Source organism: Novosphingobium sp., assembly GCF_019748365.1.
Classification (GTDB): domain Bacteria; phylum Pseudomonadota; class Alphaproteobacteria; order Sphingomonadales; family Sphingomonadaceae; genus Novosphingobium.
This window is the reverse complement of the sequence record NZ_JAIEPN010000093.1, coordinates 1-16,662: the sequence shown is the minus strand read 5'-3', so window position 1 is coordinate 16,662 and position 16,662 is coordinate 1. Positions and strand designations below refer to the sequence as shown.

Sequence of the window (16,662 nt, the reverse complement as noted above, 5' to 3'; positions counted from 1 at the left end):
TCAGCCCCGGAAAGGCGCGCTGTCTGCCGTGAGACTGGCGGCGGCCTCGCGGTACTGCGCGGTGAGCTTGGCGACACGCTCGGCCACGGTCTCGACTTTGTCGACCGCGCCGATGCCCTGGCCCGAACCCCAGATGTCCTTCCACGCCTTGGCTTCGGTGTTGCCGCCCGAGCCGAAGTTCATCTTGGAGGGGTCGCTGACCGGCAGGTTATCGGGATCAAGCCCGGCCTTGACGATCGAGCCGCGCAGATAGTTGCCGTGAACGCCGGTGAAGAGGTTCGAATAGACGATATCCTGCGCGCGGCTTTCGACGATCTCCTGCTTGTAGCCCTCCGCCGCGCGGGCTTCGGCCGTGGCGATCCAGGCCGAGCCGATATAGGCAAAGTCGGCACCGAGGGCTTGGGCGGCGAGGATCGAGCGGCCATGCGCGATGGCGCCCGAAAGCGCCACGAGGCCATCGAACCACTGGCGGATTTCCTGCATCAGCGCGAAGGGCGAGAGCGCACCGGCATGGCCGCCCGCGCCGGCGGCGACGGGGATCAGGCCGTCTGCGCCCTTTTCGATCGCCTTGCGGGCGAAGCGATCGTTGATCACGTCATGCAGCACGATGCCGCCCCAGCGGTGCGCGGCCTCGTTGATATCCTCGCGCGCGCCGAGCGAGGTGATCAGCATGGGCACCTGCCACTTTTCGCAGAGCGCCATGTCCTCATCGAGGCGGTTGTTGGTCTTGTGCACGATCTGGTTGACCGCGAAGGGCGCGGCCGGGCTTTCCGGATGATCGCGGTTGTGCGCGGCGAGCGTCTCGGTGATTTCGTGCAGCCACTCGTCGAGCTGGCTGATCGGACGCGCATTCAGGCTTGGGAAGCTGCCGACGATGCCCGCCTTGCACTGCGCGATGACGAGTTCGGGGCCGGAAATGATGAACAGCGGCGAACCGATGACGGGGAGGCGCAGGTTCTTGAACAGCGGGGGAAGCGGCATCCTGAAGGCTCCGGTTTAAGCGGGCGGTTAAATCGGCTTTAGCAGGAGAAGCGGCGCTGTCAAACCACAGCGCCGCTCCCTTTAAGGTTAGGCCGCGAGCAGTTGCTCAATGCCGTAGACCCGCGCCGCATTGCCCGCGAAGAGCGCGTGCTTCTCTTCCGGCGAAGCGCCGTGGGCGAGGCGCTTGAAGGTGTTCCACAGGACGGCATAGGTCGCGCCCCAGCGGTCGACCGGGTAGTTGCTTTCGAACATCCCGCGCTCTGGCCCGAAGGCGTCGATGCAGGTCTCGATATAGGGGCGCCACATGGCGGCGAGCGTTTCGGACCCGATCCCGGCGGCGGGGCCCTGTTCGGGCATGCCGCAGAAGGCCATGGCGAGGCCGCCCAGCTTGACCGAGACGTTGGGGCACTTCGCCAGCTCGCGGATATTTTCGCGCCACACGTCGAAGCGCTCGTGGAGCTTGCCCTTGTAGCTCGCGGTACCGAGCGGGGTGCCGCAGTGATCGAGCACGATGGGCTGATCGGGGAAGGCGCGGGCGAGGCTGATGACGTCGGGAAGCTGCGGTTCGAGCAGCCATGCATCGAAAGTGAGGCCCATCGCGCCAAGGTGCTTGAAGCCGGCGCGGAAGGCGTCGCTGGTATAGAGACCGGCGGGCGCGTGGAACGGGGGGCCGAGTACTTCGGGATCGGCATCCCATGCGGCCTGATGGCGGATGCCCTTGAAGCGGCCATTTCCTGCGGCAATCAAGGCTTCGAGGACGGGCACCGCGCCGTCGCCGAGGGTCATGTCGGCATGGCCGATGATCGCGGCGCAGGGGCGGTAGGCGCCGTAGAGCCCGCTGGCGCCCTGTGCGGCGACGCCGTTGACGAACTCGACTTCACCGACCGGCTTCAGCGCGTGCTCGGCGCCGTTCCTGTAAAACGCGCCGCATTCCATGAACACGGTGCCGACCACGTTGTGCCCGCTGTGCGTATCGGCGTGGAGCGTGTCGAAGGTGTAATAGGCCGCCGGAACCAGCGTCTCGACGAAGGGATGCAGCGGCTGGGGGAACGAGGCGACCAGCGGGCGCAGATCCCAGAGGTGGTGGTGCGGGTCGATGATCGGCAGATCGGGTTCGATGATCTCTTCAGACATGGCTCTCTCTTTTGGTCGGCCTCTAGCGGGCGCGCGGGAGGAGTATGCAGGTTGGGGTGGGAAAGGGAAGGGGGCCTACTCCCTCATCATTCCCGCGAAGGCGGGAATCCAGCGCAGCAGACGCTGCGTTGGCGGCTCTGGATTCCCGCCTGCGCGGGAATGACGAAGGTGGGGTCTGGGAGCGGGAGGGGTTGACACAGTTGACACTGTCCAGAGGGAATTTGGATCGTCCAGAGGTTTGGCTTCCAAAATACTGATTTTATGAAAAAATTGGGAAAAAGGCGTCCAGCAGGCTGCCAGAATAACTGACGCGCGTGTCTGTTATGAACTTGGCGCGCAGGCGGGATCGGCCTCCCGGCTCGAAGAGTGGAAGAAGGGGCCGGGAGATTAAGCAAAACGACGGTTCAAAGAGCGCTGCCAACTATGCTCGCTCCAGAGCTGTGTAGGAAAGCGATTTGGATGACGGAAAGGTTTTTATCCCTCCGACCCGCCTTCGGCGGGCCACCTCCCCATTTGCGTCTGCGACGAAAATGGGGAGGGGCTTGAGGGTCACCCCGCCGCGTTCGCCGCGCTCAGGATCGCGCGGACGCTAGCGGTGGCAACGTCTTCGTCGATGCCGACGCCCCAGATGACCTTGCCATCGGGGCCGGTGCATTCGACGTAGGCGGCGGCGCGGGCGTCGCTGCCGGCTTGCAGGGCGTGTTCGGCGTAGTCGCGCACGTCGATGCTGATGCCAAAGCCGTCGCGGAGGGTGGCGACGACCGAGGAAATCAGGCCGTTGCCGCGGCCGGAGACCGAGCGGACTTCGCCGTCGACCGCGATCTTGCCGGCGAAGACGCGGGTGCCATCAGGCGCGCGGGCTTCCTCGTAGTCGACGAGGGTGAAGCGCTGCTCGCCTTCGAGGTGGTAGGTCTTCTGGAACACGGCCCAGATATCGCCGGCATGCAGTTCGCGCCCCAGTTCGTCGGCGAGTTCCTGCACGTGGCGCGAGAAGTGCGCCTGCATCTTCTTGGGGAGTTTGAGGCCCTGATCCTGTTCGAGCACCCAGGCAAAGCCGCCCTTGCCGCTTTGCGAGTTGACGCGGATCACCGCTTCGTAGCTGCGGCCGAGATCGGCGGGGTCGATGGGCAGGTAGGGGACGGCCCAGAGCTCGTCGTTCTGGGTCTCGCGCGCGGCGAAGCCCTTCTTGATCGCGTCCTGATGGCTGCCGGAGAAGGCGGTGAACACGAGTTCGCCGCCATAGGGGTGGCGCGGGTGGACGGGGAGCTGGTTGCAGTACTCGACCGTCTGGATGACCTTGTCGATATCCGAGAAATCGAGGCCGGGATCGACGCCCTGCGTGTACATGTTGAGCGCGACGGTGACGAGGCAGCAGTTGCCGGTGCGCTCGCCGTTGCCGAACAGGCAGCCCTCGACGCGGTCCGCGCCGGCCATCAGGCCAAGCTCGGCAGCAGCGACGCCGGTGCCGCGGTCGTTGTGGGTGTGCAGGCTGATCACCGCGCGGTCGCGGCCGGGCAGGTTGCGACAGAAGTATTCGATCTGGTCGGCGTAAATGTTCGCCGTCGAGGCCTCGACCGTCGCGGGGAGGTTGAGGATGATCGGCTTGTCGGTTGTCGGCTGGAGCACGTCCATCACCGCCTCGCAGCACTCGATCGAGAAATCGAGTTCGGCGGTGGAGAAGGTTTCGGGGCTATACTCGAAGTGCCAGTCCGTCTGCGGGAAGCGGGCCGCCTGATCGCGCAGGTACGTGGCGCCGGCGCGGGCGATTTCCTTGATTTCGGCGGGTTCCATGCCGAACACGACCTTGCGCCACAGCGGCGAGACCGCGTTGTAGACGTGGACGATGGCCTGCCTGGCGCCGGCGAGGCTTTCGAACGAGGTCTTGATCAGATCCTCGCGCGACTGGGTGAGGATCTGGACGAAGACATCGTCCGGAATGCGCCCGCTGTCGACGAGGCCGCGGATGAAATCATACTCGGTGGCGCCCGCGCTGGGGAAGCCGACTTCGATTTCCTTGAGGCCGAGGCTGAGCAGCAGATCGAAGAAGCGCGACTTCTTGTCCGCATCCATCGGATCGATCAGCGACTGGTTGCCATCGCGCATATCGGTGGAGAGCCAGCGCGGGGCCTTGGTGATCGTGCGGCTCGGCCACTGGCGGTTTTCCAGCGGAACCTGCGGGAAGGGGCGGTACTTGACCGAGGGATTCTTCAGCATGGACATGGAATGGCTTTCGGATCTGGAAGTTGCGACTTTGTGGCAGGTGACCCTTGGGCGCTAAAGGCGCGCCGGGCGGCCGCCTTGCTTCACGCCCAAGGGCGGATAAGTCGCAGGGTAAGGTCCAGAGCGCGGATCATCGCATTAGCCTATGGTGAAACGCGCTGCGCTTGTCCAGAATGAAAGCAAAGGGAGAGAGCCAATGTCCGAAACCGTTGAGCCGTTTGAGTACCGGGTGCCGCAGGCGGCGCTGGATGATCTGCATGCACGGCTGGACATGGCGCGCTGGCCGGAACGCGAGGCGGTTGATGACTGGACGCAAGGCGTGCCGCTGGCGGCCTTGCAGGACTTCGTGCACTATTGGCGGCACGAGTATGATTGGCGGCGCTGCGAGGACTGGCTGAACGGGATGGGGCTGTTCACCACGACCATTGATGGGGTGGCGATCCGGTTTCTGCATGTGAAATCGAACCATGAACATGCCTCGCCGCTGATCCTCACGCATGGCTGGCCGGGCTCGATCCTCGAGTTTCGCGGCGTGATCGATGCGCTCACCGATCCCGAGGCCCATGGCGGCAGCGCGGCGGATGCCTTCCATCTCGTGATCCCGTGCCTGCCGGGCTTCGGGCTTTCGGGCAAGCCGGAGAAGCACGGCTGGGGCGTTGAAAGGATCGCGCGGGCCTGGGGCGTGCTGATGGCGCGGCTGGGCTATGCGCGGTGGTTTGCGCAAGGGGGCGACTGGGGCTCGATCGTGACGACGCATATCGGCATGCAGGCGCCGCAGGGCTGCGCCGGCATCCACCTGAACATGCCGATGGCCCGCCCGCGCCCCGAGGATCTCGCCAATCCTTCAGCCGACGAGCTCAGGGCGCTCGGCGCGCTCAAGCATTATCAGGATTGGGATTCGGGCTATTCCAAGGAGCAATCCACCCGGCCGCAGACCATCGGGTATTCACTGGTCGATTCGCCGGTGGGGCTGGCGGGCTGGATCTACGAGAAAATGTGGGCATGGACCGACAACGACGGGATGCCCGAAAGCGCGCTGAGCCGGGACGCGATGCTCGACAACATCATGCTCTACTGGCTGCCGGCGGCGGGCGCCTCTTCGGCGCGGCTCTATTGGGAGAGCTTTGGCGACGGCGGGATCGAGACGATCACGCTGCCCGTGGCGGTGAGCGCGTTTCCCAAGGAAATCCTGCCCACGCCGCGGTCATGGATGGAGCGGCATTGCCCGAACATCGTCCACTGGGGCGAAATGGCCAAGGGCGGGCACTTTGCCGCATGGGAGCAGCCCGCGAGCTTCGTGGGAGAGCTGCGGGCTGCTTTTGCGCTGATGCGGTAGTCGCCCCCACCCAGCCTCCCCCGAGCGGGGGAGGGGCCTGCCGGGCGCTTACTTCTTCTCGAAGGCGATGGTGATGTCGAGCTTCACTTCGTCCGCCACGAGCGGGGCGAAGAAGCCGAGGCCAAATTCGCTGCGCTTGATCGTCGATTCGCCGTGGAAGCCGATGGTGGCGGCCTTGTTGAAGAAGTTGGTGCCCGCGCCGATGAACTTCGCGGTGAAGGTGGCGGGCTTGGTGACGCCATTGAGGGTGAGGTTGCCTTCGACCTTGGCGCTCACGCCGTCGGCACCGGGGATGACCTTGGTCGAGACGAACACCGCGTCAGCCGCATTGGGCCCGAAGAAATCGGGCTTTGCGCCATCAGCGCCGGGCTTGAGGAGGTGCGCGGTAAGCCCGGCGTCGACGGTGACGACCTTGGAGACGGGGATCGTCGCAGCGAGCTTCGTGGCGGCGGGATTGGCCGGATCGAACGTCATCGATCCGCCAAGCTGGCCGAACATGCCGAAATAATCGTTGAAACCGAGGTGGTTGACGCGCCACGCGATCATCGAATGGGTGGCATCGACGGTGTAGTTGCCGGCGGTGACGCGCGACTTGTCGGGCGTGCCCGGAGGCGTGCTGGGCATTTGCGAGAGCGAGGGCGCGGCCAGCGCGATGAGGGCGAGGGGCAGGGCGATCTTGGCGGCGCGGGGGAAGCGGATCATCGACGGTCTCCGTTGCGAGGATGCCGGAGGGGCTGCCACAGCAGGCCGCCGGATGGCAAGCGGCTGTCGATCAACCGCAGCGCATCACAGCTATGCGCCCCTTCTCGTCCAGGATGACATTGAGGCGCTCGGGATTGTGATCGAGCGTGATGGCCTGGCCGGGGGCGATCCAGCGGACGGGATGAGGGCGGGCAATCTGGCCCACCGCGCTGCGCACTGCCGCAACAGCGCGCGCGCCGATGAAGCGGGCGGTGAGAGCGAGGCCGCAGCTATCGGGGGCAACGGGTTCAGCCCGGACTGGCTGGGCTGATGCGGCGCACAGCGGCAGAAATACGAGCGCCGCCGCGCCAAACCGGAACGTCATTTCTGTGAATTCCCCGATACTTCGAGATTGGAGGTATCGGGTCTGTGGTAAATCCACAACTGCCGGTCGGCGGTTGTCGTATGTTGTTCGTCGAGGGGCGGGCCGGGTGAGGCCCGCCCCTCGACCATCGGATCAGTTCTTCGACTTGTCGACCAGCTTGTTGGCGCCGATCCACGGCATCATCGCGCGCAGCTGGGCACCGGTCTTCTCGATCGGGTGCGCCGCAGCGGCCTTGCGGGCGGCCTTCAGTTCGGGCTGGCCGGCGCGGTTGTCGAGCACGAAGGACTTCACGAAGCGGCCCGACTGGATATCCGCCAGCACGCGCTTCATTTCGGCCTTGGTCTCATCGGTGATGATGCGCGGACCTGTCGTGATGTCGCCGTATTCGGCGGTGTTCGAGATCGAGTAGCGCATGTTGGCGATGCCGCCTTCATAGAGCAGGTCGACGATCAGCTTGGTTTCGTGCAGGCACTCGAAATAGGCCATCTCGGGGGCGTAGCCAGCCTCGACCAGCGTTTCGAACCCGGCCTGGATGAGGTGGGTGATGCCGCCGCAGAGCACGGCCTGCTCGCCGAACAGGTCGGTCTCGCACTCTTCCTTGAAGTTCGTCTCGATGATGCCCGAACGGCCGCCGCCGACGCCCGAGGCATAGGCGAGCGCGACGTCATGCGCATTGCCGGTCGCATCCTGCGCCACGGCGATAAGGCAGGGGACGCCGCCGCCGCGCACGTATTCACTGCGGACGGTGTGGCCAGGGCCCTTGGGCGCGATCATGATCACGTCGATATCGGCGCGCGGCTCGATCAGGCCGAAGTGGACGTTGAGGCCGTGGGCGAAAGCAAGCGCGGCGCCCGGCTTCAGGTTGGCGTGGATGTCCTCGGCGTAGATCGCGGCCTGATGCTCGTCGGGCGCGAGGATCATGAGAATGTCGGCCCACGAAGCGGCTTCGGCGTTCGAGAGGACCTTGAAGCCGGCGGCTTCGGCCTTCTTCGCGGTGGCAGAACCAGCACGCAGCGCGATGGCGACGTCCTTGACGCCGCTGTCACGCAGGTTCTGGGCATGGGCGTGGCCCTGCGAGCCATAGCCGAGCACGGCGATCTTCTTGTCCGTGATGAGGTTCAGATCGCAATCGGCGTCGTAATAGACCTTCATTCTCAGTTCCGTTCTCTATGTCGTTAAAAAGAAAGGGTATCAGGCGGCCTCAGCGCCGCGGATCATGCCGACGATGCCGGTGCGGCCAACCTCGACGAGGCCGAGCTCCTTCATCAGGCTGACAAAGCTGTCGATCTTTTCCGGCGCGCCGGTCAGTTCGAAGACGAAGCTGCCGGTGGTGGTGTCGACCACCTTGGCGCGAAACACATCGGCAAGGCGCAGCGCCTCGACTCGGTTCTCGCCCTTGCCGGCGACCTTGATCAGCGCCAGCTCGCGCTCGACGTAGGGGCCGACCTCGGTAAGATCGACGACCTTGTGGACGGGCACGAGGCGTTCGAGCTGCGCGCGGATCTGGTCGATCACTTCGGGCGGGCCGTGGGTGACGATGGTGATGCGGCTGACATCGTGGCCGTCGGTGATGTCGGCCACAGTCAGGCTGTCGATATTGTAGCCGCGCGCGGTGAAGAGGCCGGCGATCTTGGCGAGAATGCCCGCCTCGTTATCGACGGTGATGGTGAGGACGTGGCGCTCGGCGGCGGCAATCATGGTTTCAGCGTTCATGGCTCATCATTCCTGGGCCAGCGTTGGGCATAAATAGGGACAGTCCCCATTTATTTCCTTCAAAACAGTGGCTTTGGGCGGATAGACCGCTCCCAAATAAATGGGGACTGTCCCTATTTATGCGAAGCGCTGCGTTTGCCATCACACCAGCGCCTTGGCGGCATCGTCCATCGTGCCGGCAACGCTGTCGCCATAGAGGATCATGTCGGTGTGCGCGGCGCCCGAGGGAATCATCGGGAAGCAGTTCACTTCCTTGGCGACGAGGCAATCGACGAAGACCGGGCCGGGATGGTCGATCATCGCCTGGATACCGGCATCGAGCTCGCTCTCGTTCTCGATGCGGATGCCCTTCCAGCCGTAGGCTTCGGCGAGCTTCACGAAATCGGGGAGGCTGTCTGAGTACGAGTTCGAATAGCGGCTTTCGTAGGTCAGTTCCTGCCACTGGCGGACCATGCCCATCCATTCGTTGTTGAGCACGAAGACCTTCACCGGCAGGCGGTACTGCGTGGCGGTGCCGAGCTCCTGGATGTTCATCTGGATCGAGGCATCGCCCGCAATGTCGATAACGAGCGCATCGGGGAAGCCGACTTGCGCGCCGATCGCGGCGGGCAGGCCATAGCCCATCGTGCCGAGGCCGCCCGAGGTGAGCCACTTGTTGGGGCCCGAGAAGTGGAAGTACTGCGCCGCCCACATCTGGTGCTGGCCGACTTCGGTCGTGATGATCGGATCGTACTTGCGGGTCAGCTCGTAAAGCCGCTCGACCGCATATTGCGGCATGATGGCTTCCTTGCGGTGCGGGTAGGCGAGGCTCTTGCGCGCGCGCCAGCCGTCGATGCGGGCGAACCATTCAGTGAGGTCACCCGCCTCGCACTTCATCTGGTTCCAGCCTGCGATGAGCTGCTGCAGCACCTTCGCGCAATCGCCGACGATGGGGAGATCGGCGCGCACGGTCTTGTTGATCGAGGCGCGGTCGATATCGATGTGGATGCGCTTGGAATTGGGCGAAAAGGCATCGAGCCGGCCCGTCACGCGGTCGTCGAAGCGGGCGCCGATGGCGACGATGAGATCGGCGCGGTTCATCGCCATGTTGGCTTCATAGGTGCCGTGCATGCCCAGCATGCCGAGCCACGCCGGATGCTCCGCCGGGAACGCGCCGAGGCCCATGAGCGTGGAAGTGACGGGCGCGCCGGTGAGGGCCTGCAGTTCGCGCAGCAGGGCGGCCGCCTCGGGACCCGAATTGATCACGCCGCCGCCGGTATAGAAGATCGGGGCCTGCGCGGCGGCGATCATCTGCACGGCCTGCGCGATATCCTCACGCGAGCCTTCGAGCTGCGGGTTGTAGCGCGTGCGAGTACGGGCGGGCTTGCCGGTCCACGGGGCGAGGCCGATCTGGACGTCCTTGGGAATGTCGATCACGACGGGGCCGGGGCGGCCCTCGGTGGCGATGCGAAAGGCTTCCTCGACGATCTCGCCCAGCTGATCGGGGTCCTTCACGAGATAGTTGTGCTTGGTGCAGTGGCGCGTGATGCCGACGGTATCGCATTCCTGGAACGCGTCGGACCCGATCAGCGCAGTGGGGACCTGGCCGGTGATGACGACCAGCGGGATCGAATCCATGAAGGCATCGGCAATGCCGGTGACGGCATTGGTCGCGCCGGGGCCCGAGGTGACGAGCACGACGCCGGGCTTGCCGGTGGCGCGCGCATAGCCTTCGGCCGCATGGGCGGCACCGGCTTCGTGGCGGACGAGGATGTGGCGGATCCGCTCGTCACCGAACAAGGCATCGTAGATCGGCAGCACGGCACCGCCGGGATAGCCGAATACGCATTCGACTCCTCTGGCGATCAGGCTTTCGACCAGGATTTCCGCGCCGCTGCGCTCGTTCTTCACGTGTCGTTCCTTTCCGGCCCGGTGAACCCTTGTGGGTCTTGCCCCGGATGCCGCTGCGAAGCGGGCGCGTTAGCCGCGCTGCCGCGCTGTTCAAACCAAAATCTGCCGGAACGCGGGCCAATTTCCGCGAACCCCTCAAAAAAAATGCGGCCCGGGGCAGAGGCAGACTGCACCGGGCCAGGCATGCCGCGGGAGGGACTGGAATCCAAACCCGGCGGTGAGTCTGTGGTAAGCGACATAAAATGCTGCGTCAACCCCTAAACGCGTAATAATGCTTCAATCAGCGTGTCTGGAGGAGAATTTTGCAACGTGATGCGCGGCCAGGCGGGCGGCGGCTGGTGCCTCAGCCAGGTGTACTGCCGCTTGGCATAGCGGCGTGTGGCCTGACTTCCCGCCGCGACGGCTTCGACTTCGGTGCAACGTCCGGCAAGGAAATCAGTAACTTCAGGGACGCCGATGGCGCGCATGACCGGGAGATCGGGATCAAGTTTGCGGGCAAGGAGCGCTTCGACTTCCGGGACCGCGCCGCTCTGCCACATCTGGGCGAAACGCCGGTCACAGCGTTCATAAAGCCACGCGCGCTCGGGCATGAGGACAAGGGGGCGCAGGCGTATGGCGTGGCCGATGCCGCCGGTGCGCTCCTCCTGCCACTCGGCGAGGGGGCGGCCGGTGGAGCGGATCACCTCGAGCGCGCGGGCCACGCGGGCGGCATCATTGGAGCCAAGGACCGCTGCGCGTTCCGGGTCTTCGCGCTGCAGGGCGGCATAGGCTTCGGCAACCGGGAGCGCGCGGACCTCGGCGCGGACTGCGGGATCAATGGCGGGGACCGGCGCGATGCCATCGAGGAGAGTGCGGATGTAGAGCCCAGTGCCGCCGACGAGGATGGGGAGCGCACCGGCTGCGTGCGCGGCGGCGATTTCGGCGCGCGCGGCGGCGGCCCAGTCGGCAGCGGAGCAAGCCTCGGCCCCATCCCAGGCGCCGAACAGGCGGTGGGGCACGCCCCGCATTTCATCCGCAGTGGGGCGGGCGCTGAGCACGGCGAGATCGGCGTAGACTTGCGCGCTGTCGGCATTGATGACGACGGCCCTCCTGCCGGCGGCCTCGGCGGCGAGCGCGGTGCGCACGGCGAGATCGCTCTTGCCGCTCGCCGTCGGCCCTGCAATGAGCGCGAGCGGCGGCAGTTCCGCTGCCTTGTTAGGGGAATGATCGGTGCTCATCGCACGGCTGATAGCAGAGCCCGAGACGCTTGGTGACAATCTTGCGCTCGCCATGGAGCAGATCGAGGACGCGGGCTGGGAAGTGGCCGGCGCAGGCATGCTTGCCGAGGTCGATGACGTGCTCGAGATGGAGCTGATCGAGGAAGCCAAGGCGCCTGACGTAGGCGCGGTGCGGCGGATCCTCGACCAGTGCTTCCCGAGCTCTGACCTCCTTCTCTCGCGTGAGGCGATCGAAGTGCCGCGGCTGTTCGTCTCCGACATGGACTCGACGATGATCGGGCAGGAATGCATCGATGAACTGGCGGACTTTGCCGGGCTCAAGGAGCGCATCGCGGCGATCACCGAACGGGCGATGCGGGGCGAGCTCGATTTCGAGGCTGCCTTGCGCGAACGCGTGGGGCTGCTCAAGGACCTTTCCGAAGGCGCGATTGCGCAGTGCCTTGAGGAGCGCATCCGCCCGATGGATGGTGCGCGCACGCTTGTGGCGACGCTGAAGGCGCACGGCGCGCGGACGGTGCTGGTGACGGGGGGCTTCCACGCTTTTGCCGATCCGGTGGCGCAGATGCTGGGCTTTGAGCATGTCGTGGCCAATCGCCTTGGCGTCCACGGCGGTGCGCTGACGGGCGAGGTGGTCGGCGGGATTGTTGACAGTTCGGTCAAGCGCCAGGTGCTGCTGGACGAGGCGGCGCGGCTGGGCGAGGGGGCTGGCTCCCTCGCGACCGGCGACGGTGCGAACGACATTCCGATGCTGGAAGCGGCAACCCATGGCATTGCCTATCGCGCCAAGCCCAAGGCGCGCGCGGCGGCAGACGGGTGGATCGAGCGGGGCGATCTGACCGCGATCCTCTCGCTTTACGGCATTGCGCGCGAGAACTGGGTAGCGGCTTGACGCGATATTAACACTGGTGTTAGTAGTGCAGCAGAACCTGATTCTGCGGAGTCCCCCCTCGTGAACGCTCTGACTGCCCGTTTCGAAGCCGATACGTCACGCGATTTCCTGCAGCTGCCGCTGTTCGACGAGCGCCGCCCGCAGCTGCGCCTGCGTCCGGCCAAGGCGCTGCACCATTTCCGTGAGCTGCTGAAGGACAAGGAGAATACCGAGGAGGTGTTCTACATCTTCGAGGCGCTGCCCTGGCGCAATCTGCGCTCGGCGGGCGAGCGGTTCCTGACGTCCGAGCGCGGCATGGACATCCGGGTGAAGGAGCCCGATCTGCCGACGATCCTTGATGACCACGCAGCGCTGCGCCGCATGCCGGAAGGCTCGCTGGCGCATGCCTATTGCGACTTCATGGAGCGCGAGGGGCTGACGGCTGCGGGCCTCGTCGAGGAGTTCCAGCGCTTCGCCAAGGACAAGCCCAAGTACAACGACCAGTTCCAGTGGTACATGAACCGCATGCGTGATGTGCATGATATGCTTCATGTTCTCACCGGCTATGGCCGCGATGCGCTGGGCGAGGCCTGCGTGCTGGCCTTCACCTACAGCCAGCAGCCTTCGCCGGCGCACCTGTTCATCGGCTATATGGCGGGGCTCAACATTGGCAAGCAGGTCAAGAGCAGCGCCCCGGTGCTGCGCGCGATCCGCGAGGCACAAGGGCTGGGCAAGGCTTGCCCGCGGCTGGTCGAGCAGTCGATCACCGAACTCTTGCCGCTGCCGCTGCAGGAAGTGCGCCGCCGCCTGAACATCACGCCCGCGATGCACTACCGCGCGGCGCATGCGGTGTGGCAGTCGATGGGGGTCGATCCCTACGATCTGTTGGGCAAGAAGGCGGCCTGACGGACCCCTCCGATCTCCCCATTTGCCCCTTCGACATGGTCAGGGGAAAATGGGGAGGTGGCCTGCCGGAAGCAGGTCGGAGGGTTTTGGTTCAGTGCTTCTTGCGCGTCAGCTCGCGCATCGCGCCGTCCAGGCCTTCCAGCGTCAGCGGGAACATCGAGCCGCCGACGAGATCCTTGATCATCTTGGTCGACTGCGAATAGTTCCACTGCTTTTCGGGCACGGGATTGAGCCACACGGTGGCGGGATAGGTCTGCGCGACGCGGTGGAGCCAGACGGCGCCGGCTTCCTCGTTGAAGTGCTCGACCGAGCCGCCGGGGTGGCTGATCTCGTAGGGGCTCATCGCCGCATCGCCGACGAACACGATCTTGTAGTCGTGGCCGTACTTGTGGAGGATATCCCAAGTGTTCGTCCGCTCGGACCAGCGGCGCTTGTTGTCTTTCCACACGCCTTCGTAGAGGCAGTTGTGGAAATAGAAGAACTCCATGTTCTTGAACTCGGCGGTGGCGGCGCTGAACAGCTCTTCCACCAGTTTGATGAACGGGTCCATCGAGCCGCCGACATCGAGGAACAGCAGCAGCTTGACCGCGTTGCGCCGTTCGGGCCGCATGCGGATATCGAGCCAGCCCTGCTTGGCGGTGCCTTCGATCGTGCCGGGCAGATCAAGCTCGTCGGCATGGCCCTCGCGCGCGAAACGGCGCAGGCGCCTGAGCGCGATCTTGATGTTGCGGGTGCCGAGTTCCTTGGTGTTGTCGAGATTGGCGAACTCGCGCTTTTCCCAGACCTTGATCGCGCGGCCGTGCTTGCCCTCGCCGCCGATACGCACGCCTTCGGGGTTGTAGCCGCCGTGGCCGAACGGGCTGGTGCCGCCGGTGCCGATCCACTTGCTGCCGCCCTCGTGGCGTTCTTTCTGCTCCTCGAGCCGCTTCTTGAGCGTCTCCATTATCTCGTCCCAAGAGCCGAGCGCCTTGATCTTTTCCATTTCCTCTTCGGTGAGGAACTTCTCGGCGACCAGCTTGAGCCAGTCTTCCGGAATGTCGACCGGGCGCTGGCCGTAGTCGGTGAGGAGGCCCTTGAAGACCTTGTTGAAGACCTGATCGAAGCGGTCGAGCAGGCCCTCGTCCTTCACGAACGTGGCGCGGGAGAGGTAGTAGAACGCCTCGGGCGTCTGCTCGATCACGTCCTTGTCGAGCGCTTCGAGCAGGGTGAGATGCTCCTTGAAGCTGGCCTTGATGCCCGCTGCGCGCAGCTCGTCGATGAAGTTGAAGAACATGGGGTCGGGCCTCGCTCGCGTCTTAACCGGATGATTAAGGGGAATGCTGCACGGGAGCAAGCTTTAGGATTTGGCTGGCGGCGGGGGAGGCTGCCGCGCGTGGCGTTCGATGCCATCGGGGAACATGGCCCAGGCGGGGGCGTCGTCGGTCCAGATCACCATTTGCGGGGCGAGATCGTGCGGCGGGTTGATGAAGCCCACGCGCAGGGTGCGGAACTGGGGGCGGGCGGAGACTTGCGCCATGACCGGGGTGCCGCAGGCGGGGCAGTACGAGTGGGTCAGCGTGTTGCCGCTGGCGGCCGTGTAGGCATGGGTGCCGAGCGTGCCGGTGATCGTCACGTCCTCGGTGCGGAACATGGCATTGGTGCTGTGCGCGCCGCCGGCCATCTGCTGGCACTGGCGGCACCAGCACTGGCGCACCGCGACGGGGGCGTCCGCCGCGATCCGGGCGGTGACCGCTCCGCAGGCGCAGGATCCGGTGTAGGCCATCAGCGTCTCCCTCACATTTGGGATTGTTAGTGTACCATACAATTTGTAGGCTGCGGGCAACCGGAGAGGACACCCATAACCATGCTCAAGCTCTACAGTTTCGGCCCCGCCGCCAACTCGATGAAGCCGCTGCTCACGCTTTATGAGAAGGGGCTGGAATTCGAGAAGAACCGGCTCGACCCCGCCAAGTTCGAGCACCATACCGACTGGTTCAAGGCGATCAACCCGCGTGGGCAAGTGCCTGCTCTGGTCGATGGCGACCACGTGATCACCGAAAGCACGGTGATCTGTGAGTATCTGGAGGACGAGTACCCGACCGAGGTTTCGCTGCGGCCTGCGACATCGGCCGGCAAGGCGGCGATGCGGGTCTGGACCAAGTGGGTGGATGAATACTTCTGCTGGTGCGTCTCGACAATCGGCTGGCACCGCTATGTCGGCAACATGGTGAAGGGCCTCTCGGACGAAGAGTTCGAGGAGAAGGTCAAAGCCATCCCGGTTGTCGAGCAGCAGGTGAAATGGCGCCGCGCGCGCGAGGGCTTTCCGCAGGACCTGCTCGACGAGGAAATGCGCAAGATCGCCTATTCCGTGGAGCGGCTTGACGCGCACTTGCGCGAGCATGAGTGGCTGGTGCCTGGGCAATACACGCTGGCGGATATCTGCAACTTCGCCATCGCCAACGGGATGCAGTTCGGCTTTTCCGAGCTGGTCAACAAGGAGGCGACTCCGGGGCTGTTGCGCTGGATCGAGCAGGTGGGCGCGCGCCCGGCGGTGAAGGCGATGTTTGCCGAGGTGGAGCTGGAAAAGCTGGGCCCGCGGGAGTGACTGCGCGGGTTTGAACAGTCTTGTCCTACATCGTCACCCTGAACTTGGTTCAGGGTCCATCTCTCGGTTCACGCCGAGGCATGCGGTGAGAGAATCTTGCGGTGAGGCTGACAATTCTCCGAGAGTGCAGCGCTTGCGGCAAGATGGACCCTGAACCGAGTTCAGGGTGACGGGTTTTTTGGCTAGGGAAGCGCCTCAGACCGGCGGCGGGCCCTTGGGGTGCCGGGCGAAGTGATCGGGGATCGGCGCCCAGCTCGGCGCGCTTTCCGTCCAGATTGCGGCGGTGGGCGCGCAGAGTTCGGGATCGTCCAGCGTACCGGCGCGCACCCGCATCGGCAGGCCCTTGGGGGTGACGGTGCGGCTGTAGATCTGGCTGCCGCAGACCTTGCAGAAGCCGCGCTCAACGGTGTTGCCGCTGTCCGCGATCATCGTGAACAGGCCAAGATCGCCGGTGATTGCAACCGCCTCTTCCGGGAACAGCACATTGACCGTGGCCGAACCGCTGGCGATGCGCTGGCAATCCCGGCACCAGCACATACGCGCGCCCAGCGGATCGGCGCTGATGGTAAAGCGCACCGCGCCGCAGAGGCATCCGCCGGGGTGGGTCATGTGGGTAAGCTCCTTCCGCAGATGCCCTGAATGAACACCCAAACCCCGTTCGTGTCGAGCGAAATAGCGTAACCCAGCCCGGTGCCCCGTGTGTCGAAATAGCACGACAACAACCGGGTGGGGGGAATGGTAGTTAGA

At 64.9% G+C, this 16,662-nt stretch carries 16 protein-coding genes; 4 read left to right on the top strand and 12 right to left on the bottom strand.

Features of this window, described 5'->3' with window-relative positions; translation table 11 throughout:
- The 3 genes from K5Q19_RS11795 to leuA form a co-directional block, all read right to left on the bottom strand.
- Positions 1–981 carry a nitronate monooxygenase family protein gene (locus K5Q19_RS11795; protein ID WP_292945259.1) on the bottom strand — a complete coding sequence of 327 codons (981 nt, stop codon included), beginning with the start codon at positions 979–981 and terminating at the stop codon, positions 1–3.
- 87 nt (positions 982–1,068) lie between these two features.
- Positions 1,069–2,115: an amidohydrolase family protein gene (locus K5Q19_RS11790; protein ID WP_292945257.1), complete on the bottom strand. Its 1,047-nt coding sequence runs from the start codon at positions 2,113–2,115 to the stop codon at positions 1,069–1,071.
- 549 nt (positions 2,116–2,664) lie between these two features.
- Complete coding sequence (gene leuA, locus K5Q19_RS11785; RefSeq protein WP_292945254.1) at positions 2,665–4,335, bottom strand: 2-isopropylmalate synthase; 1,671 nt, start codon at positions 4,333–4,335, stop codon at positions 2,665–2,667.
- Positions 4,336–4,531: 196 nt separating this feature from the next.
- Here leuA and K5Q19_RS11780 point away from each other — a divergent pair, with 196 nt between their 5' ends.
- On the top strand, positions 4,532–5,671 hold the full coding sequence (locus tag K5Q19_RS11780) for an epoxide hydrolase family protein (RefSeq protein WP_292945251.1): 1,140 nt from the start codon (positions 4,532–4,534) through the stop codon (positions 5,669–5,671).
- Between the two features lie 48 nt (positions 5,672–5,719).
- On the opposite strand, the gene K5Q19_RS11775 is transcribed toward K5Q19_RS11780, so the two are convergent.
- The 6 genes from K5Q19_RS11775 to miaA all read right to left on the bottom strand — a co-directional run bounded on the left by K5Q19_RS11775 (position 5,720) and on the right by miaA (position 11,557).
- Positions 5,720–6,373, bottom strand: coding sequence for a YceI family protein (locus K5Q19_RS11775; RefSeq protein WP_292945248.1), 654 nt, complete (start codon positions 6,371–6,373; stop codon positions 5,720–5,722).
- Positions 6,374–6,443: 70 nt separating this feature from the next.
- Positions 6,444–6,737 (bottom strand): I78 family peptidase inhibitor, encoded by a 294-nt coding sequence (locus K5Q19_RS11770; protein WP_292945245.1) that lies wholly within the window; start codon positions 6,735–6,737, stop codon positions 6,444–6,446.
- A gap of 132 nt (positions 6,738–6,869) precedes the next feature.
- Positions 6,870–7,889 (bottom strand): ketol-acid reductoisomerase, encoded by a 1,020-nt coding sequence (gene ilvC, locus K5Q19_RS11765; RefSeq protein ID WP_292945243.1) that lies wholly within the window; start codon positions 7,887–7,889, stop codon positions 6,870–6,872.
- A gap of 39 nt (positions 7,890–7,928) precedes the next feature.
- Positions 7,929–8,450, bottom strand: coding sequence for an acetolactate synthase small subunit (gene ilvN, locus K5Q19_RS11760; RefSeq protein WP_292945241.1), 522 nt, complete (start codon positions 8,448–8,450; stop codon positions 7,929–7,931).
- A 141-nt stretch (positions 8,451–8,591) separates the two neighbouring features.
- The gene (gene ilvB / locus K5Q19_RS11755) at positions 8,592–10,340 is read right to left on the bottom strand and encodes a biosynthetic-type acetolactate synthase large subunit (protein WP_292945238.1); all 1,749 of its coding nucleotides are present in this window, start codon (positions 10,338–10,340) and stop codon (positions 8,592–8,594) included.
- A gap of 257 nt (positions 10,341–10,597) precedes the next feature.
- Entirely contained in the window at positions 10,598–11,557 is a 960-nt protein-coding gene (miaA, locus tag K5Q19_RS11750; RefSeq protein ID WP_292945236.1) for a tRNA (adenosine(37)-N6)-dimethylallyltransferase MiaA, read from the bottom strand.
- Here miaA and serB point away from each other — a divergent pair.
- A complete protein-coding gene (serB, locus tag K5Q19_RS11745) occupies positions 11,550–12,446 on the top strand; it encodes a phosphoserine phosphatase SerB (protein ID WP_292945233.1) in 897 nt (298 codons plus the stop codon). The two genes, miaA and serB, sit on opposite strands and share 8 nt — an antisense overlap.
- 60 nt (positions 12,447–12,506) lie before the next feature.
- Complete coding sequence (locus K5Q19_RS11740; protein WP_292945230.1) at positions 12,507–13,331, top strand: Coq4 family protein; 825 nt, start codon at positions 12,507–12,509, stop codon at positions 13,329–13,331.
- A 91-nt stretch (positions 13,332–13,422) separates the two neighbouring features.
- On the opposite strand, the gene K5Q19_RS11735 is transcribed toward K5Q19_RS11740, so the two are convergent.
- Positions 13,423–14,604 carry a VWA domain-containing protein gene (locus K5Q19_RS11735; RefSeq protein ID WP_292945227.1) on the bottom strand — a complete coding sequence of 394 codons (1,182 nt, stop codon included), beginning with the start codon at positions 14,602–14,604 and terminating at the stop codon, positions 13,423–13,425.
- Between the two features lie 63 nt (positions 14,605–14,667).
- Positions 14,668–15,093, bottom strand: a complete 426-nt coding sequence (locus K5Q19_RS11730) for a GFA family protein (protein ID WP_292945224.1) — start codon at positions 15,091–15,093, stop codon at positions 14,668–14,670.
- An 81-nt stretch (positions 15,094–15,174) separates the two neighbouring features.
- On the opposite strand from K5Q19_RS11730, the gene K5Q19_RS11725 reads away from it, so the two are divergent.
- On the top strand, positions 15,175–15,915 hold the full coding sequence (locus tag K5Q19_RS11725) for a glutathione S-transferase family protein (protein WP_292945221.1): 741 nt from the start codon (positions 15,175–15,177) through the stop codon (positions 15,913–15,915).
- 195 nt (positions 15,916–16,110) lie between these two features.
- On the opposite strand, the gene K5Q19_RS11720 is transcribed toward K5Q19_RS11725, so the two are convergent.
- Complete coding sequence (locus K5Q19_RS11720; RefSeq protein WP_292945218.1) at positions 16,111–16,524, bottom strand: GFA family protein; 414 nt, start codon at positions 16,522–16,524, stop codon at positions 16,111–16,113.
- Positions 16,525–16,662: the final 138 nt, after the last annotated feature.